General features: G+C 50.1%; 17 protein-coding genes. 6 read left to right on the forward strand and 11 right to left on the reverse strand.

Features of this window, described 5'->3' with window-relative positions; genetic code table 11:
* From GYRE_RS23610 to bfr, 4 genes are all read left to right on the forward strand, one after another.
* On the forward strand, nucleotides 1-118 hold a 118-nt coding region (locus GYRE_RS23610; protein ID WP_000531011.1), incomplete at its 5' end, for an EF-Tu C-terminal domain-related protein.
* A 436-nt stretch (nucleotides 119-554) separates the two neighbouring features.
* Nucleotides 555-3,182, forward strand: coding sequence for a glycosyl hydrolase family 18 protein (locus tag GYRE_RS06540; RefSeq protein ID WP_245939503.1), 2,628 nt, complete (start codon nucleotides 555-557; stop codon nucleotides 3,180-3,182).
* A 121-nt stretch (nucleotides 3,183-3,303) separates the two neighbouring features.
* A complete protein-coding gene (bfd, locus tag GYRE_RS06545; protein ID WP_006817294.1) occupies nucleotides 3,304-3,498 on the forward strand; it encodes a bacterioferritin-associated ferredoxin in 195 nt (64 codons plus the stop codon).
* A 64-nt stretch (nucleotides 3,499-3,562) separates the two neighbouring features.
* A complete protein-coding gene (bfr, locus tag GYRE_RS06550; protein WP_038253958.1) occupies nucleotides 3,563-4,039 on the forward strand; it encodes a bacterioferritin in 477 nt (158 codons plus the stop codon).
* Nucleotides 4,040-4,071: 32 nt separating this feature from the next.
* Here bfr and GYRE_RS25110 read toward each other — a convergent pair whose 3' ends face one another.
* Genes GYRE_RS25110 through GYRE_RS06605 form a run of 11 tightly spaced genes read right to left on the reverse strand, consistent with a single transcriptional unit; the run spans nucleotide 4,072 to nucleotide 14,430 of the window.
* Nucleotides 4,072-4,836, reverse strand: a complete 765-nt coding sequence (locus GYRE_RS25110; RefSeq protein ID WP_038253960.1) for a prepilin peptidase — start codon at nucleotides 4,834-4,836, stop codon at nucleotides 4,072-4,074.
* Nucleotides 4,833-5,303 carry a type II secretion system protein GspM gene (gene gspM, locus GYRE_RS06560; protein ID WP_072009051.1) on the reverse strand — a complete coding sequence of 157 codons (471 nt, stop codon included), beginning with the start codon at nucleotides 5,301-5,303 and terminating at the stop codon, nucleotides 4,833-4,835. The genes GYRE_RS25110 and gspM overlap by 4 nt, the downstream gene beginning before the upstream one ends.
* Nucleotides 5,300-6,442: a type II secretion system protein GspL gene (gene gspL, locus GYRE_RS06565; RefSeq protein WP_038253965.1), complete on the reverse strand. Its 1,143-nt coding sequence runs from the start codon at nucleotides 6,440-6,442 to the stop codon at nucleotides 5,300-5,302. The genes gspM and gspL overlap by 4 nt, the downstream gene beginning before the upstream one ends.
* A gap of 15 nt (nucleotides 6,443-6,457) precedes the next feature.
* The gene (gene gspK, locus GYRE_RS06570) at nucleotides 6,458-7,438 is read right to left on the reverse strand and encodes a type II secretion system minor pseudopilin GspK (protein WP_038253967.1); all 981 of its coding nucleotides are present in this window, start codon (nucleotides 7,436-7,438) and stop codon (nucleotides 6,458-6,460) included.
* A complete protein-coding gene (gene gspJ, locus GYRE_RS06575) occupies nucleotides 7,435-8,112 on the reverse strand; it encodes a type II secretion system minor pseudopilin GspJ (protein ID WP_038253969.1) in 678 nt (225 codons plus the stop codon). Before gspJ ends, gspK begins: the two co-directional genes overlap by 4 nt.
* Nucleotides 8,099-8,464, reverse strand: coding sequence for a type II secretion system minor pseudopilin GspI (gspI, locus tag GYRE_RS23180; protein WP_051860926.1), 366 nt, complete (start codon nucleotides 8,462-8,464; stop codon nucleotides 8,099-8,101). Before gspI ends, gspJ begins: the two co-directional genes overlap by 14 nt.
* Before the next feature lie 3 nt (nucleotides 8,465-8,467).
* Nucleotides 8,468-8,905: a type II secretion system major pseudopilin GspG gene (gene gspG / locus GYRE_RS06585; RefSeq protein ID WP_038253972.1), complete on the reverse strand. Its 438-nt coding sequence runs from the start codon at nucleotides 8,903-8,905 to the stop codon at nucleotides 8,468-8,470.
* A gap of 10 nt (nucleotides 8,906-8,915) precedes the next feature.
* Nucleotides 8,916-10,118, reverse strand: a complete 1,203-nt coding sequence (gene gspF / locus GYRE_RS06590; RefSeq protein ID WP_038253975.1) for a type II secretion system inner membrane protein GspF — start codon at nucleotides 10,116-10,118, stop codon at nucleotides 8,916-8,918.
* Nucleotides 10,115-11,605, reverse strand: coding sequence for a type II secretion system ATPase GspE (gspE, locus tag GYRE_RS06595; RefSeq protein ID WP_038253977.1), 1,491 nt, complete (start codon nucleotides 11,603-11,605; stop codon nucleotides 10,115-10,117). The genes gspF and gspE overlap by 4 nt, the downstream gene beginning before the upstream one ends.
* Nucleotides 11,606-11,614: 9 nt before the next feature.
* On the reverse strand, nucleotides 11,615-13,624 hold the full coding sequence (gspD, locus tag GYRE_RS06600; protein ID WP_051860927.1) for a type II secretion system secretin GspD: 2,010 nt from the start codon (nucleotides 13,622-13,624) through the stop codon (nucleotides 11,615-11,617).
* Nucleotides 13,625-13,626: 2 nt separating this feature from the next.
* Nucleotides 13,627-14,430, reverse strand: a complete 804-nt coding sequence (locus tag GYRE_RS06605; protein ID WP_038253979.1) for a type II secretion system protein N — start codon at nucleotides 14,428-14,430, stop codon at nucleotides 13,627-13,629.
* Nucleotides 14,431-14,744: 314 nt separating this feature from the next.
* Here GYRE_RS06605 and GYRE_RS06610 point away from each other — a divergent pair, with 314 nt between their 5' ends.
* Both GYRE_RS06610 and GYRE_RS06615 read left to right on the forward strand, forming a co-directional pair.
* On the forward strand, nucleotides 14,745-16,013 hold the full coding sequence (locus tag GYRE_RS06610; RefSeq protein ID WP_167829692.1) for a peptidoglycan-binding domain-containing protein: 1,269 nt from the start codon (nucleotides 14,745-14,747) through the stop codon (nucleotides 16,011-16,013).
* Complete coding sequence (locus GYRE_RS06615; protein WP_038253985.1) at nucleotides 16,010-16,444, forward strand: hypothetical protein; 435 nt, start codon at nucleotides 16,010-16,012, stop codon at nucleotides 16,442-16,444. Before GYRE_RS06610 ends, GYRE_RS06615 begins: the two co-directional genes overlap by 4 nt.
* Nucleotides 16,445-16,568: the final 124 nt, after the last annotated feature.

Here is a 16,568-nt window from a genome sequence, read left to right on the forward strand (position 1 = left end):
TATCAAAATGGTTGTTACCCTGATCCACCCGATCGCGATGGACGACGGTCTGCGTTTCGCAATCCGTGAAGGCGGCCGTACTGTTGGTGCGGGCGTTGTTGCTAAAGTTCTGGGCTAATCCCCACGCTTTATTTTAAAGCGCTTTAGTACGAAAAACCCTGATGGAAACATCAGGGTTTTTTTTATCTATAGAAAACCCCTCCAGGTTCGGTCTGTCAGTAAACCGTATCTGAAGAAAAATCTGCAATGTCGAGAATATTTATTAATTATGCCGGGTTTTAATATATTCCATTCTCATAATTTCTTATATTCAAATTAAATATTAATTTATCACTATATAGTGAAAATAAAAAACCATATTATTGGTGGTATTTAAAAATCAATATTAATAAATATATATCATAATGCATAAAAAACAGCATCTCTTAAACTTAGCTTAACTTCTTGCTTATTTTTAATTAATTGTTCTGTCATGCCCTGAGGAATATTGTTTGCCACGGTTTCAACGTTAATAAATGACCGACGTGCAATCGTGCACATTCTCAGGAGTTACTATGAACACTAATGAATCAAAACCATCTTTAGGTGCTGTAGCGGCGACCGTTACAGTCACTATGAACGACGATACCAACACCTTGTTGGGTCTCAATAATTCCATGATGATCTCCCGTGATGGTGGTCATTTCTGGGAAGCATATAACGAGTATTATCGTAATTATTTCCCAGGCAGTCCGCTGGTCATGGTCGCTAAATTACAGGAGTTGGCACTTAATTCTGAAGACTACGATCTCAATAAAACATACAGTGGAGGCGATGTTGTGCGTGACCAGGGATATTACTGGACGGCACAATGGTGGGTAGATCAAGGGATTAGTCCGGGTTCCGATTCTGTCTGGCTTAAAGGCGATGCAATTAGTTATGAACGCTATGGTACATTCCAGTTCTCACCATTTACTGGCGATAAAGCTACACAAATCCAGACGAAGGGAAAACAAGACGCAGCCAAACAACGTAAAGTCATTGGTTATTTCCCGGAGTGGGGCGTTTATGAAGCGCATGATTACTTTACCCCGGATAAAATTGATTTTAGCAAACTGACTCACCTGAACTATGGTTTTGCGGTAGTCGAAGAGGGGCAGGTCATTATCCATGATACCGTCAAGGGCCCTGGGCTGCTGCGTCAATTGGCCAAAATGACCAAAGCTCATGGCGTAACGAGCATGGTCTCCGTTGGTGGCTGGACCAATTCTGCGGAAGGTGTTTTTGAAGCCGCGACGGCCACAGCCGCTGGTATTGAAACGCTCGCGGAAAGTATGGTTGCTTTCGTGCGTCGGTGGGACTTTGATGGTCTCGATGTCGACTGGGAATACCCGGACAATAATACCGAAAAAGCAAACTTCACTACCCTCATCCAGAAACTGCGCAGTAAGCTTGATGCTGCAGGCCTGCTGGATGATAAATATTATCAACTTTCTGCCGCGGTTACGACCAACCATAACAATATCCAGTTCATCAACCCGGCGGTAACTGCGCCACTACTGGATAGCGTCAACGTCATGGCATACGATATTCACGGTGCATTTGACGCGATTACCGGTCATAACGCCCCGCTGTTTGCCAATAGCGAAGATGCCGATCAGCTGCTGAACGTCTCTTCTGCCATGCAGGCGTATTGCGTGACCTGGGGCGTGCCGAAGTACAAGCTGATGATGGGTGTGCCATTCTATGGTCGTGGTTGGGGCAATGTTGCTGCAACGCAGGTTGTGAAAGGCTTGCCTGGGTTGTTCTGCGCAGGTTCTGCAACTGTTCACGGTGCGTGGGACGACGAGGGTGATTACACTGGTACCAACCCGTTCTATGTTCTGAAGCAGAAGCTGGCCAGTGCTGACTATACGCGTTACTGGGACGATGAGTCCAAAGTCCCTTATCTCTACAATGCGAAGACGAAAGAGTTTCTGACCTACGATGACGCCGAGTCTATTCAAACTAAGGTGAATTACATCAACGACCAGGGTTTTGGCGGCGCAATTATTTGGGATATCAGTGGTGATACCGATGATTTCGAGCTGGGCACCATCGTTGGTGCTCTTAAAAATTCACCTATTACCAATTTCGATACACCACAAATTCACTTCTTTACGGGGAATAACTACACTGGAGCAAAAATTAGCGTATCTGATAATATCCCAGATTTTAAGGATGTGTATACTGATGATGGTCATTCAGCGGATAATACGATCACCTCGTCTAAGTATGGTGTTGATTCTTTGGGTTACTTTATCTTTACCGATAATTACTACAATTTCGGTGTGGAAAACAGTACCGCAACGCGCGTCACCGGAGATTTAACCAAGTTTGGTAACCTCTATAATGATAAGTGTTCATCATTCAAAATTATCAAGATGATTGGTTATGCTGGCGAGGATGCCACAAAAGGTGAGGTGGTTGCTTTCCTCGAGGACAGTCCTGATCTCACGGAAAGCCACGGTAATCATATTTCCTCAATTAAACTTCTGCCTGGGTACTGCGTACGTCTGTATGAAGGAATACATTACACCGGTGCTTATCGCGATGTGATGGGCAGCCCATTCCCGGTAAATCTAAGCTCGTTCGGGTTTGATAAACGTGTTTACTCAGCAAGATTTATTAATCTGAAGGTAGCCCCTAAAGCCACTTTCTTTGATGGAAGCAATTATTCTGGTAATACGTTTGATTTGTATAGCGACGTGCCTACTTTGACAGGTGTTGTCAATAGCGGAGGTGTTTCTGCAAATGATATGATTTCCTCAGCAACCCACGCGAAGGTCTGCCTGGGCTATGAAGTTTTTACTGGTGATAATTTTACAGGCAGTTCGACAGTTGTTAAAGTTGACCTGGCAACATATAACAGTACATTCAATAATAACGCTTCGTCTATTCGTGAAGTTAAAGCATTTCTTTATAGTGGCACTAACTTCTCGGGTAACGAGCATGCGGTATCTATTAATAATGTTGTGCTTGAAGATACTGGCGTAACTAATATTAAATCCATTAAGGTTGCAAAGGGTTATGCAGCACGGATTTATGATCAGACATGGCATACCGGTAATTCTATTGTGATTACCGATACTGATTCCTGTTTAGACCTGGCGACTCTTGGCTTCGCTGATAAAGTGCTCTCCATTATGTTTATCAAACTCTAACCGATAGTTGTGACCCGAGGCCCCTTCCTGACCCGAAGGGGCCTTTTTGGTAAGTGCGGATTTGATTGAAATCAAAATCATTCTCATCTATGCTGTGTACAGAGTTTGAGCAGGAGTGGCTATGTACGTCTGTCTTTGTAACGGTATCAGTGATAAAAAAATTCGTCAGGCGGTGCGCCAGTACCATCCTCAATCCTTTCAACAGCTGCGTAAGTTTATGCCCATCGGCAATCAGTGCGGTAAGTGCGTCCGTGCTGTGCGTGAGTTGATGGAAGATGAACTGCTTCAGATCCCGGAATTTAAAGAAATCGCCTGAAGGTGGCTTTACATACTCCGTCCGCCATCTACGCTTTTAGGTAGTGGAAGCGGAGGAAGTCATAATGAAAGGTGATACTAAGATAATAAATTATCTCAACAAATTGTTGGGAAATGAGCTTGTCGCAATCAACCAGTACTTTTTGCATGCCCGGATGTTCAAAAACTGGGGCCTGAAGCGCCTCAACGATATTGAGTACCATGAATCCATCGACGAAATGAAGCACGCCGATAAGTACATTGAGCGTATTCTTTTCCTCGAGGGCATTCCTAACCTGCAGGATCTTGGCAAACTCAACATCGGCGAAGATGTGGAAGAGATGCTGAAATCCGACCTTGCGCTTGAGCTTGATGGCGCGAAAAATCTCCGTGAAGCCATTGCCTATGCCGACAGCGTCCATGACTATGTCAGCCGTGACATGATGATTACCATTCTTGCGGATGAAGAAGGGCATATCGACTGGCTGGAGACCGAACTGGATTTGATTCAGAAACTGGGTATTCAGAACTATCTTCAGGCCCAGATCCGTGAAGAAGAGTGAGATTTAAGGCAGAGTTTCGCTCTGCCTTATCCTTACACGTAGTTGAACCAGAGCAGTACGACAAAACCGGCTAACGCCAACGGCGGACCGAAAGGTATGTTTTTGCCCTTAAAACCCCCTTTGCGGGTGAAAAACACCGCTGACAATAGCCCGATAGTCGAGGCTACGGTGAGTATGAGCGGTAAACTTTGCCAGCCCGTCCAGGCACCGCAGGCCGCCAGAAGTTTAAAATCCCCATATCCCAGCCCATCGCGCTTTAGCCACAGCAGGCAGATTTTATTTATCGACCATAAAATAAGATACCCGGCAGCGGCGCCGTAGACGGCATCGCTCAGCATCCATGGTGAATACCCGCTGTGAAACAACAGTCCCAGCCACAGTAGCGGCAGAGTTAGCTTATCCGGCAACAGAAAAGTACGCAGGTCGATAAGGCTCATCGCACAGGCAAACCAGAAAAACGTTGCCACCCCGATAGTCTGAATTTCTGGTGGGAACAAAAAGGCGATAGCAAGGAAGCCGGTCATTACGCCCGTTTCGATAGCAGGATAGCGCCAGCTAACCGGCTGCTGGCAATAACGGCAGCGCCCTTTCAGCCACAGCCAGCTCAATAGCGGAATATTCTCCCGCCAGCGCAACGGCGTGTGACAATGAGGGCAGTGCGAGCCCGGCCACCAGAGCGAGAGCCCGGCCTCAGGTTTCTCAATCATGATGGGGAGTCGATGCACCACCACGTTCATCAGACTGCCCAACAAAAGACCAAGTAGCCCCATGCTGGCAGGCCATAGCATCGTTATCATTCGCGACCCGCCCTGGTGAGTCGTAAAGCCTGCAGCACAATGAAAGGTGTTCCTTTCTTGCTGGTATCGAACGCCATTTCAAGCGGATAAATCCCCTGGCTTGCGCGGAGTTGTTCGAGCCATTGTACCAACGCGGGAAGTGCAATATCGTTGCCGGAAATCACCACGCTATGGTTACCTTCCTGTTTCAGTTCGATGGTCAGCCCGGCAGCTTTTGCTGAAGTCTGAACCAGGGTATCCAGAGGTTGCCCGGTACGCTTAGAGGCAACTATCCCGGCAGCCAGTGTCTGTTCCTCCAGCCAGGCGCTTTCGTTTTGAATCTTTTTGAGATCCAGCCGCTGAGCGGTAATCGTATTGTTCAGCGGCATCACCACGCCATATACCGTCATGGTCAGCCCGAGAAAGAGCATCAGCACTATCAGCCATCGTTGCTCAGACAAGGATTTACTTTGCCACCATGCCTTCACCGGGTGCCTCCGCTTCTCAACGTGTAGACACCATCGTTTGATGGTTGCGGGAGAGTCAGGTTCAGCGTGTCTTTGCTCTGGTCGACAAACTGCTCCAGCACGGAGAAATCTGACGTCTGGACAATGATTTTCAGTTCTCCCGTCTCTTTCGTGGCCGAAAAATGCGCAAGCGCAATCCCGGGCGCGGGTTGAAGACTTTTTTCCACCTGGCGCAGGCGCGTGAGGGGGTCCGGTGCCGGTATTTTCACCTTCTGTCGAAAGAAGAAGCGATAGTTACCCTGACGCTTATCGCCAGGAAAGTACTGCTGCCAGTGTTCCTGGAGCGCAAGACGTTCTGCTTTTTGCCGTTGGTGCAGGTGCCAGATAGTGCCCATCTGAATACAGAAGTAGGCCAGAACTGCCACCGTCGCAAAACCAACGATACCTTTACGCCAGAGTGGCAATACCGGATGAGCAGGAGGATTGGGACGAAACTCGCCGTGCAGCAGGTTTAAAGGTGGTGCGCTAAATTTTCGGGCGTACCACAGGAGTGGCGATTCGCCCGGGAGCATTTTGGCCGGGATCTCTTCAGCACTATTCCCGTAGCAAAGGAGCGGTATGCCGGGGGTAAAGCGTTCTGCAAGCTGGAACAAAAGCGTGGTATCCAGGTAGCTCCAGCAGAATTCGCTATGTCGTACCAGCCAGCCATTTTCCAGCCGTAGCGCAGACCACCCATTCTCTTGTATCGGGAGATAGCAGCCATCGGGAATGATGGCGGTAATGGTGAGCCCGTGCTGGCGGTAACCATCAACCAGTAACGCCAGTTTTTGGCGCTCTATACCCAGCACGTAACACAGGCCATCTTGCTCTCCGGCGACCGTCCAGTGCAGTGTTTCGCTGTTGCTGACTAGCTTGTCTTCTACCTGCCAGGCAATCGCCTGCTGTGTGGGTATAAGCCCTGGTTGCGGAAGTGGGAAGCAGCAGCAGGTTAACCAACTTGCAGGGAGCAGAAGTGAGACATTCCGCGCGCCTGCCAGTCCTGACAATTGCAGGAGAATATCCTGCACGTCTGAGCGCTCAACCTGTCCGTTGTCTAGCCACTCGGTGTAGGGTGAATCTTCTGATGGCGGACGAATTATCAGATAAGGGATATTCTTCATCTGGATTCCTTGTAATTAATGAGAGTCAGGCGCTGCCGTTCGGGCGTAAACGCTCAACTGACTGTCCTTCCGTTGGTAATAAATACTGCTACGTTGCAGCGTTGTGCGTCCCTCATGCTGCAGGCGAAGCGTCAGGGTATAAAAATCACTGGTGGCACTGAGCCCGGTCGCACTTTTGCTCAGAATGTCTTTGTCGGCAGGCCAGGCTTGTGCGGCGGCGTTCAGTAATTGTTTTGGTGAAATCCATCCATTCTCTGGCGTCTGTGACAGCAGGCTTCGAACGTTGCCGGTGTTCTGTTTATTGAGAAACAGAGCAGCCAGCAGCGGCGTTTGAACGGCGGAGAGCGTGTTGACGTGAATCTGCAGAGTGCTGCTGCCCAGCGCACAGAGCCAGGGGGAGAGTGTCTGGTATAAACGGGGCGTCATTCCCTTTATGGCGCGCAGTTCACTGACATCAAAAAAAGGTTGGTTCGCGACGTAACGCAAGGGCTTATCGCTGTAGCTGTCGTCTTCAGCACCATCGCGGCGAACGTTATTATCGCTGTCGATGTAATCAGCAATAGCGGCGGTCAGCGCATTCGCATCCAGAGCACTAACGCCAGATTGCTCCAGTAGCGCCAGAAATACGGCGACGCTATAAGGCGGTTCTTCCAGAGGCTGCAATGGCGAATGTGCTAATGCATTCAAATTAAAGCAGTCTTGTGCGCTATGGAGCTGCCAGATAACGGTAGCGCCATCTTTTAAAGCGAGCGTATGGGGTTGCGCCCATAATTGGTCGCGACTATTCAACTGCGGATTGTTTTTTAGATCCTGCAGCAAGATGCGCAATGCCTGATCTTCCGCGATGCGGAAATCCCACCGCTGTTGCAGGGCAGTTTCAATCTGTCCGGTCCGGCGTAGTGAGGTGTGAAAACGGGTAGCCATATCTGCGGCAAGCCCCGCCATCAGCCCCAAAAGCAGTAGGATAACCAGCAACACCATTCCCCGCTGCTTCATGGCGCGGTCCCTTCCGTTTTTACGTCATCTTTTGTTGTGTCAGTGGTGTTCTCTGTTGCCTCGTCAGTAGTGTTCCCAGTGCCGGGCCAGGTGCTGGTCAGTAAAAAGCGGCGAGTCAGCGACGTGTCATCATTCAGTGTGAGGGTCATCTCAAGCCCTGTTGGCCGTTGAGACGACTGAGCGTTGTAGATAAGCGTTTCGTTGCTGGGTGGCTGCTGCCATCGTTTCTGAAAATAGCGCATCTGCATAGTGCGGATATTGTGGAGCACCGCTTCTGGCCGTTGCTCTTTAGGGTTATCCGGATAGATAGCGACAGCACGGTAGAGCGTATCGCCGTTGAGGAACCAGCGAACTCGCCGCAGGTCGGGGGCACAACAATCGCTAACGGCATCATCGGCCAGACGTGTGGTCAGCATAAATGTATTGTTATTTAAAGAGAGAATCGCCCCGGTAACATGCGACTGGCGGGGCACAAAATTATTAATGTCATCGGACAGTTGAGTCATGGCGAGCCCCAGCAGTCGGAGTTGCTGGTCGGCTTCTCCGGTTCGCTCGTGAGCACGAAGGACGCCAGAAAGCACCATTGCGCTGGCAAGGCCAAGCAGCGTAAAAATAGCGATGGCAACCATCAGCTCAATCAGGGTGAAACCGTCCTGTCGGTTACTTTTTCTCACGCGAAACGCTCTCTTCGGGTAGGACATAGCTCCATAGTCCATAGGACAGCCTGCCGTTGGTGCCAATCCGAAGCTGCTGCGCGATCATGTCATCGTTGTTATCGCGGTCGAGCTGCCAGTGCCAGCTCAGGCCACCCATTTCAGAATCACCTTCACGGGGGATACTGGATGGCATGAGCTGCAGGTCGACAAGCTGGTTGTCAGCAACCCACAGCGCCAGCTGTTGTTGCTGCATGCGTGCCGTGCTACTGATGGTAACGCCGAGGCTGTTTGCGAGCGTCAAGGCTGACACCGCGAAAATAGCCAGCGCCAGTAACACTTCAAGCAGGGTAAACCCTTTCATTTGCGGCATGACTTACTTCTTCTTATCCAGCTCCCAGTTATTGATGTCGTCGGCGGTACCGGCTTCGCCATCCTCGCCGCAAGCAATCAGATCGTAGGTACCATGTTCGCCCGGGCTGACCAGGACATATTCATTCCCCCAGGGATCGGCTGGAAGGCGCTTGATATAACCTTCGGGATTGTAATTCGTCGGGACCGGGCTGCTGGTTGGCGCCGTGACGAGCGCAGAAAGCCCCTGCTCGGTCGTGGGATAGCGATGGTTGTCCAGCTTGTACATATCCATGGCACCTTCGAGCGCCACAATGTCACTGATCGCTTTTTGCTTATCGGCTCGCGCTTTGTTGCCCATCAGATTAGGGACCACGAGGCTCGCGAGAACGCCGAGAATGACAATGACCACCATGAGTTCGAGCAGAGTGAAGCCACGCTGAAGATTTTTTGTCGTATGCATAATGTTTTCCTTAACTGACCAGTGAATTGAGCTGAAGAATGGGTTGCAGGACGGCAGCAACGATAAACAGCACGATGCCTGCCATGGTGATAATGAGAGCGGGTTCGAAGAGCGCCAGGGCCAGAGACATGCGGTGTTGTAGCAAGTTGTCCTGATTATCTGCCGCCCGGGTCATGAGTTCGCTCAGCTGCCCGCTTTTTTCGCCGGTAGCAATCATGTACAGCATGACCGGGGGCAATAAATCACAGTTTTCCAGCGCTGCATGAAAACTGCTGCCCTGGGTAACTTGCTCTGCGGCCAGGCTCAGGCGATGACGCACTTCGAGATTGCTGATCCCTTCAAGTGCAATATGCATAGCATCCAGTAGTGGAACGCCGCTGCATTGCAGGATGCTAAGCGTGCGCAGATAGCGGGCGCCGTTGATGGCGCGCAGCAGTTCCCGCGTCATTCGGCGTTGCAGCAACTGCCGGTGAAAACGATGGCGATTACCTGGGCGTTTAAGCCAGTATCTGAAAGCGATTGCGGACAGCATTGCGCATGCTAAAAACCAGGGGCCCCAGCTTTGCAAACCGTTGCTGATAGCGAGCAGAATACGCGTTGTGGTCGGAAGCTGTTGCTTCATATGAATAAATTGCTCAGTGACCTTAGGCACCACGGTGGTCAAGAGAATAATGACGACGCCAATGGCGACCGTGCTGAGCATGACCGGGTAAATCAACGCCTGAGTGAATTTGGCGCGTATTCGCTGACGGATCTCGTTGTAATCAGCCAGCTTTTCCAGCACCAGACCCAGCTGGCCTGATTTTTCTCCCGCTTTGACGAGCGTGCGGTAAACCGGGTCGAAAATCCGTGGCCAGGTCTGGAGTGCGTCAGCCAGCGAATAGCCTGAGATGATTTTCTCGCGTATTTGCTCAAGAATGTGCCGCAACCCGGAGTGCTGAGTCTGACGGGCGATGACCATCAGGACTTCTTCGAGGGGCAATGCGGCAGCGATAAGCGTGGCAAGCTGCCGGGTCAGCAGGGCCAGATCGGCGCTACCGACAGAAGTTTGTCGGCGAAATGACAGGGCTTTGCGGCGTTTTTTCTCGACAATATTCTGAGGAAATAACCCGCTTTTGCGCAGCTGTTCTCGAGCATGGCGCGCACTCTCGGCCTCGACGACACCGTGCTGGCGTTTGCCTGAACTATCCAGAGCCTGCCATTGAAAGTTCATTGAGCACGCTCCTGTTCCCCATCATGTTGAGCGGTTACGCGAATCACTTCTTCCAGGGATGTATCACCGTTGACAACATGCTGTAAGCCATTCTGTAATAACGTCTTACTGTTTTGGCGAAACGCGAGGCTGATATCCTGTTCACTGGCATTGTCATGGATAGCTATCCGGAGCGGGTGGTCTATCAGCATTAGCTCGTGGATAGCCAACCGCCCCTGATAGCCGGATTGATGGCAGGCCTGGCAGCCTTGAGCTGTCCATAACGAATCAGGATATGGGCTGAAATCGCGGAAGATATTTGCCTCATGTGCCGCAAGCGGTGTCACTTGTCGGCAGTGCGGACAAAGACGGCGCACCAGGCGCTGTGCCAGCACGCCGATGAGCGATGAGGAAAGCAGAAAAGGTTCAATCCCCATATCTCTCAGACGGGTAATAGCGCCGGCAGCGCTATTGGTGTGCAATGTCGAGAGTACGAGATGGCCAGTCAGCGAGGCCTGGACCGCAATTTGTGCCGTTTCGTTATCACGGATTTCTCCCACCATCACCACATCGGGATCCTGACGTAGAATTGCCCGCAGGCCACGGGCAAAGGACATATCAACGCGTGGGTTCACCTGCGTCTGGCCGATACCCTCCAGTTCATATTCAACAGGATCTTCCACGGTAAGGATATTGCGCCCGGGCGCGTTGAGTGCCGAAAGGATGGCATAGAGCGTGGTGCTCTTTCCTGAACCTGTCGGCCCGGTTACCAGAATAATGCCGTGTGGCTGATGGATGAGTTTCTCGAGCCGTCCGGAATCCTCTTCAGAGAGTCCTAACCTGTCTATCGATAGTGTCAGATTGCTTTTATCCAACAGTCGAAGCACCGCCCTTTCTCCATACCTTGATGGCAGCGTCGAGACGCGAACGTCGATGTTGCGGCGCCCGAGCCTCAGCGTGATCCGTCCGTCCTGTGGCAGCCGTTTTTCCGCGATATCCAGTTTTGCCATGACCTTGATGCGAGAGAGCAGCAGGGGGGCAAGTTTGCGCCCGGGCTGCAGCACCTGGCGCAGTACGCCATCGGTACGAAAGCGAATGCTTAATGTGGTTTCGAAGGTCTCAATATGAATATCAGATGCACCTTCCTTCACTGCTTCACTGAGAATGGCGTTAATCAGTCGGATAACTGGTGCGCTCTCATCATCGGCCAATAAATCTGCGTTCTCCGGAATCTCCTCGGTAAGGGACATCAAATCAACATCGAGATCCATATCCTGGGCAATTTGCTGCGACTCTTCGCCTGCATGCTGAAAAACCTGTTCCAGATACTCCTCAAAAGCCGCTGCGGTGAGGGCTTCAAGTCGTGTCGCGCCCGGGGACACCCGAAGGGCTTCAAGTATTGACGACAGAGGTGCATCTTCCCGCATGATGATGGCGTTCTCATGGAGGCAGATCCCCAATGTCTGGGACTGCGACCAGCTAATTGGTGGCATTACTGGGTTATCCATATCAGCTCCTTATCCTTTGAAGGGATTCCGTGGCGCCGTAGGGACTGAATCTGCAGGAACGGCTGGTGCTTTGAAGTCGAGCTCATCAAGCCGTGGTTCATCATCCTCACTGATAAGTCCGGGGGTCTTCTTATCCAGTCGCTGTTTCTGAAGATCGCGGAACGCAGAGTATTTTTCTGCAGACAATGAGCGATAGACATCGTCGTCCCGAATAATGGTCGGACGGATGAAGACCATCAGATTGCGCTTGGATTTGTCCGTTGAGGTGTAGCGAAACAGCTGGCCAAGGAAAGGAATGTCACCCAGCAGTGGAACTTTGGAAACTTGTTCTTTGGTGGCGTCATCAATCAAACCTCCGAGCACCACGGTTTCGCCACTTTTCACCAGTACGGCGTTCTGGATCGTTCGGGTATTGAATGTTGGGCCAAGCGTTGAAGAGGTTCCGCTAGAGTTATCCACACTGGAAACTTCCTGCTCAATTTCCATCAGTACGGCATCCCCTTCATTAACCTGCGGGGTAACCTTCAGTTTTGTACCGACCGTTTTACGCTCGACGGTATTAAAAACGTTATCGCCAGAGGTAGTTTGCGACCCGGACAGGACCGGAACATCCTGCCCGACGTTAAATGAGGCTTCTTTATTATCAAGCGTCACAATGCTCGGCGTGGAAAGGATGTCGTTTTTGCTGTCTGACGCGAGAGCAGAGAGTAAAACTCCCCAATTACCGTCGAAGAAGCCCGCGGCCAGACCGTTGAAATTACTCAGCGCATCATAGACCGGGTTATCTGAAGAGATAGAGCCTGACTGTTTGTATTGTTGCGCACCCACTGCGGCATTGAACACAGGCAGGCTGGTGCCCTGAAACTGCTGCATGCCAACATTTTTGTTGATCCACTGGACGCCAAGGTTCATTCCCCGGCCATCCTGAACTTCGACAATGATGGCCTCAACCAGAACCTGCGCCCGACGAATATCAAGGCGGGCAATGACCTGTTCAAGTTGATTCATTACGCTCTGCTCTGCGGTGATCACCAGAGAGTTAGTTTGCTCATCGGCGGTAATGGAGGTACCTGAAGTGTCTGGATTGGCGCTGCTACTATTACTGTGGCTGGTGCTGGTATTGCTATTTGCAGCCTGCTGCTCACCTTCAATTTTTTCCGAGACCCCAGTAAGCACTTCAACCAGCTTTTTGGCTTTGGCATATTTGAGATAAAAAACACGGGTGTTGCCCTGGTTTTGTTGTTCTTTGTCCAGATTGGCAATCAGGGCCGCCATTCGTTGGCGTACATGGGCTGGACCGCTCAGAATTAGCGTATTGGTGCGTTTGTCCGCGATAACTTTAGGTATTAGCCATTGCGTTGGTTTATCGCGGGTTTCTACTTCTATTAGGTCGCTTAGTACCTCAGCAAGGTCGGTAGCTGATGCATAATGTAAGGGGATTAGCTGGCGCTGCTGTTCACCGAGGACGTCTACTTTGCGAACGACTTCCAGCAGGCGGTTAACCAGCGAGGCCTTACCGGTCAGCATTAATGCATTTGAGGCTTCATAATGTACGACGTTACCGACGGAACTACCCTCAATCATCTGGCGAAGAAGGGGGGCAAGCTCCCGGGCTGGAACATACTGTAGCGTGACTATGCGGGTAACGATTTCATCGCCTTTCCCGGGATGACTGTTGTCACCAGACAGGCCAGGGGCGTTTTTAATGGTCTGAGAGCTGACAACCTTCAGGAATCCATTATCCAGCGTCGTTACCGAATAGCCGTAGATATCCAGCACGCTCAGGAAAAATTGATAATAGCCAGCTTCATCAAAATCATCGTAGCTACGTACAGAGATGGTCCCTTGAACGGAAGGATCGACCAGAATTGTTTTACCGATATTCTGGCTGACATTATCGATAAATTCGCGTATGTCGGCGTCTTTAAAATTTGCCGAGTATCGTTCGGTGAATGCAACTGACGGCATGAGCAATGACGCGAAGGCCAGGCTGTAAAAAAATTTCCCTGGTGAGTGCATTTTTATTTAACATCCATATTAGTGATGAAATCCTGGGTGGTGATTTTTATCGGTTGTTGTTGTTTGTCGCGTAAAATGGTGAACTTCGCAGTATTCAGCAGGCTAATATCTGCGAGTGCTGCGTCAATGTTTTCTCTGTCCTGCAAATTTCTGTCGTTCATTTTTATGGCTAAGTCACCGGGTATCAACCCGGTTTTGCGGAATGCTGTGCCAGGAATGTTATTATTCAGACGTAATCCGACGATTTTTTTATCAGTGCTATAAATAACTGTTGCCTTGATATATTTATCCAGTGAATTTGTACTTCGGGGGCCCGCAGGTCTGCGCTGTGATGTTGTTTCTCTCTCTGTAAAGAGGGGTTCCAGTTCCAGCACCTGCTCGCGGGCACCTATTTTCAAAATGACTTTTTCTGGATGAATTTGGCTTATCAATGTATCTGGATGTTTTTCCAGAGGGGTATTGATAGCATAACTTTTTTGTCCCTCAGGACTTTTAATAATAGCTCGTGAATGTGAACTATGGCTGCTGTAAGTGATACCCGTGACTGTCAGGCTCGGTAGTGTACTTTCCTGTACGGCTGCTGGCGTTGGGGCATCAGCAGACGAAATAGTATTCATCGAAATGTAGTGTAACGGCAGATTAATATTATCAACAACAGTGTCTTTCGCAATGCGATGACCATATGCCAGATACTGGGTTAGTTTAACGATAGAGTGCCCAGCCAGAAATACGCTAAATATGGCGATGGCAACATATAACGCTCTTACTCGATTTAAGCTTAAAATGACATTTATTTTATCTAACACTGCTTTGTAGTTCTTCTTAATTTATCTTCCGCAAATGTGGCTCATAATATTATCAGTCTTGTGATTGAGCAAGTCAGTCGATACTATATTGTCTTACTCAAGGCGATAAAATGGAATGATTGGCCTGTTTTATTCCTTATATGAATATAGACAGGGTGAAGGATTTTTATTTTTTATGATTTATACACAAATAAGAGCGCGGAGAATTTAATATGTCTCCGTTCCAGGTTATTACGCATTATCTGTGCCAACAGCTCGCACCAGGAACTGCAGCCGTAGTGAGTGGGAGGCGTGGATGCGGAAAGACGCAAATCATGAAGCAAGTCGGCGCCAGTTTCGACGGTGCGGTGCTATATATTGTCGCGTTGCCAGATCAGGACCTGCTGGTGATTGATAGTCGTGGGAGCTGTGGTTTTTTCGCCGGCGAGCAGATCTCTGCAAGCCAAATCTGGACATGGTTTCTGACCAGAAAATCATCAGCCGATATTTCGTGGATGCTGGTTATCGACAATGCGCATCTTCTGAAGTCCCTCACGACAATAGTCGACACTTTTTATCAGTTGGCCGAAACGGGTGAGAGTTCGCTCAGCCTGCTGCTGGTAGGACAGCCGTTTTCCCTGAGGAAAAGACGATTACGCGCAATGTGTCCAGTTTGGGTAGATGTGCCTGGAGGGATCGTTCCATCTGATGAAGCTGGAGCGTTGCAGCCTGCGCTGCAGCATATACTTGCCCGGTCCAGTAATCCTCTACGGCTGTTCACCGTCTTATGTCGTTCGATACAAGATATGGAATCCTCCGAGGAAGTTCGTAATGTGCTTTTTAGACTGGTTCCTTCGCGCTGGAAAGTGTGCGTACTTGGGATCGGATATGCCCTGCTAGCGGGTTCATTTGGTTGGATGATGACAACCGTTTTACCGCTTCATTTACCCGTGCCGTGGGCAGAAAAAAAGAGTGTGGTGATGGATCTCCCGTTAGCAAAAATAACAGACCGGCCCGCCGGTGAGCGCAGCGGCATGCAGGGGCTTATCTCTACGTGGGGTTATGACGTACCGCTTGAAATGGCGTGGTGCGATCGTATCGAAATTGCCAGTCTTCGCTGTGAAAGCGCGACCGGACAACTCACGGATATGGTCAATCAGGGGCTACCGTGGATGGCGCGCCTTAAGGTAGAAGATAAAGATCTGTGGGGGGTAGTGATGCGCGTCGGTGAAGATACGCTTGATGTCCTGGTAAATCAGCAGATTTGGTCCGTCAGACGCGCATGGTTTGAGCGTGTGTGGCAGGGGCAGTATACCGTGATTCGAAAAACCACACCGGAAGGGGATGACAGAGTGACGGCGAAAAGCGGCAGTGAGCAAATTGTCTGGTTGGATAATGCGCTGAGTCGAGCGCTGAATGTACCCACAACGCAGGCGACAAATTGGAAACCGATGCTCACCGAGAAGGTGAAGCTTTTTCAAAACCAGCAAAAGATCCCTGCAGATGGTGCAGCGGGTAAAATGACCTTGATACGACTCTTTCAAGCCCTGGGCGAGAGTCCACGTCTACAGGTGGGTGAAGACCTGAAAAGGAAAAACCCATGATAGGATTTTATCTTTCCTTTTCAGCACACTGTTCAACTCGTACTGCAGAGCTATTGCAACCGGCCAACAGAGGGAGATGTATTCTTAGCTTCTGTTTTTGGGGATTGTGGCTCGTCTTCTTCTATATAGCAGGAAACTTTGCCTGCCTTTACTGGCAGCAGCGTCTTGAATCGAACAGTACGATAGGGACCAGTACGCTGCCGCCTCCTGACTATGTGCGGTCAGAGCAAACGTATGTTTTTCGGAAGAACCCACTACCTGAACAAGCCCCCTCAGTCACTGAAGAGAACACTTCGGATGACGTTGAAGAACAGCAACTGGAAATCCCCGCAACAGAGTATCGCGATGATGATCAGGAAGGGAAGGGTGACGTCCCTGATACCCGTTTACGCCAGCGTGTACGTGATGCGCTGCAGGATGTGACACGATGAAGCAGATTGTGCCCATTTTTCGCGCGCTGTGACTTGCATCTGGGCTTTAAATTCGTATAATACGCGGGCTGTCAATCTGACGGCAGGTTCGATATGAACCATGGCAGTGTCTTTTAGCTGCCAT

This window comes from Yokenella regensburgei ATCC 49455 (assembly GCF_000735455.1).
GTDB lineage: Bacteria > Pseudomonadota > Gammaproteobacteria > Enterobacterales > Enterobacteriaceae > Yokenella > Yokenella regensburgei.

Excerpts from the sequence above, each read along its gene's own strand:
- GYRE_RS06540 (WP_245939503.1), top strand. The coding sequence starts at position 555 with ATGAACACTAATGAATCAAAACCATCTTTAGGTGCTGTAGCGGCGACC.
- bfd (WP_006817294.1), top strand. The coding sequence starts at position 3,304 with ATGTACGTCTGTCTTTGTAACGGTATCAGTGATAAAAAAATTCGTCAG.
- bfr (WP_038253958.1), top strand. The coding sequence starts at position 3,563 with ATGAAAGGTGATACTAAGATAATAAATTATCTCAACAAATTGTTGGGA.
- GYRE_RS25110 (WP_038253960.1), bottom strand. The coding sequence starts at position 4,836 with ATGATAACGATGCTATGGCCTGCCAGCATGGGGCTACTTGGTCTTTTG.
- gspL (WP_038253965.1), bottom strand. The coding sequence starts at position 6,442 with ATGAAGAATATCCCTTATCTGATAATTCGTCCGCCATCAGAAGATTCA.
- gspK (WP_038253967.1), bottom strand. The coding sequence starts at position 7,438 with ATGAAGCAGCGGGGAATGGTGTTGCTGGTTATCCTACTGCTTTTGGGG.
- gspI (WP_051860926.1), bottom strand. The coding sequence starts at position 8,464 with ATGCCGCAAATGAAAGGGTTTACCCTGCTTGAAGTGTTACTGGCGCTG.
- gspG (WP_038253972.1), bottom strand. The coding sequence starts at position 8,905 with ATGCATACGACAAAAAATCTTCAGCGTGGCTTCACTCTGCTCGAACTC.
- gspF (WP_038253975.1), bottom strand. The coding sequence starts at position 10,118 with ATGAACTTTCAATGGCAGGCTCTGGATAGTTCAGGCAAACGCCAGCAC.
- gspE (WP_038253977.1), bottom strand. The coding sequence starts at position 11,605 with ATGGATAACCCAGTAATGCCACCAATTAGCTGGTCGCAGTCCCAGACA.
- gspD (WP_051860927.1), bottom strand. The coding sequence starts at position 13,624 with ATGCACTCACCAGGGAAATTTTTTTACAGCCTGGCCTTCGCGTCATTG.
- GYRE_RS06610 (WP_167829692.1), top strand. The coding sequence starts at position 14,745 with ATGAAGCAAGTCGGCGCCAGTTTCGACGGTGCGGTGCTATATATTGTC.
- GYRE_RS06615 (WP_038253985.1), top strand. The coding sequence starts at position 16,010 with ATGATAGGATTTTATCTTTCCTTTTCAGCACACTGTTCAACTCGTACT.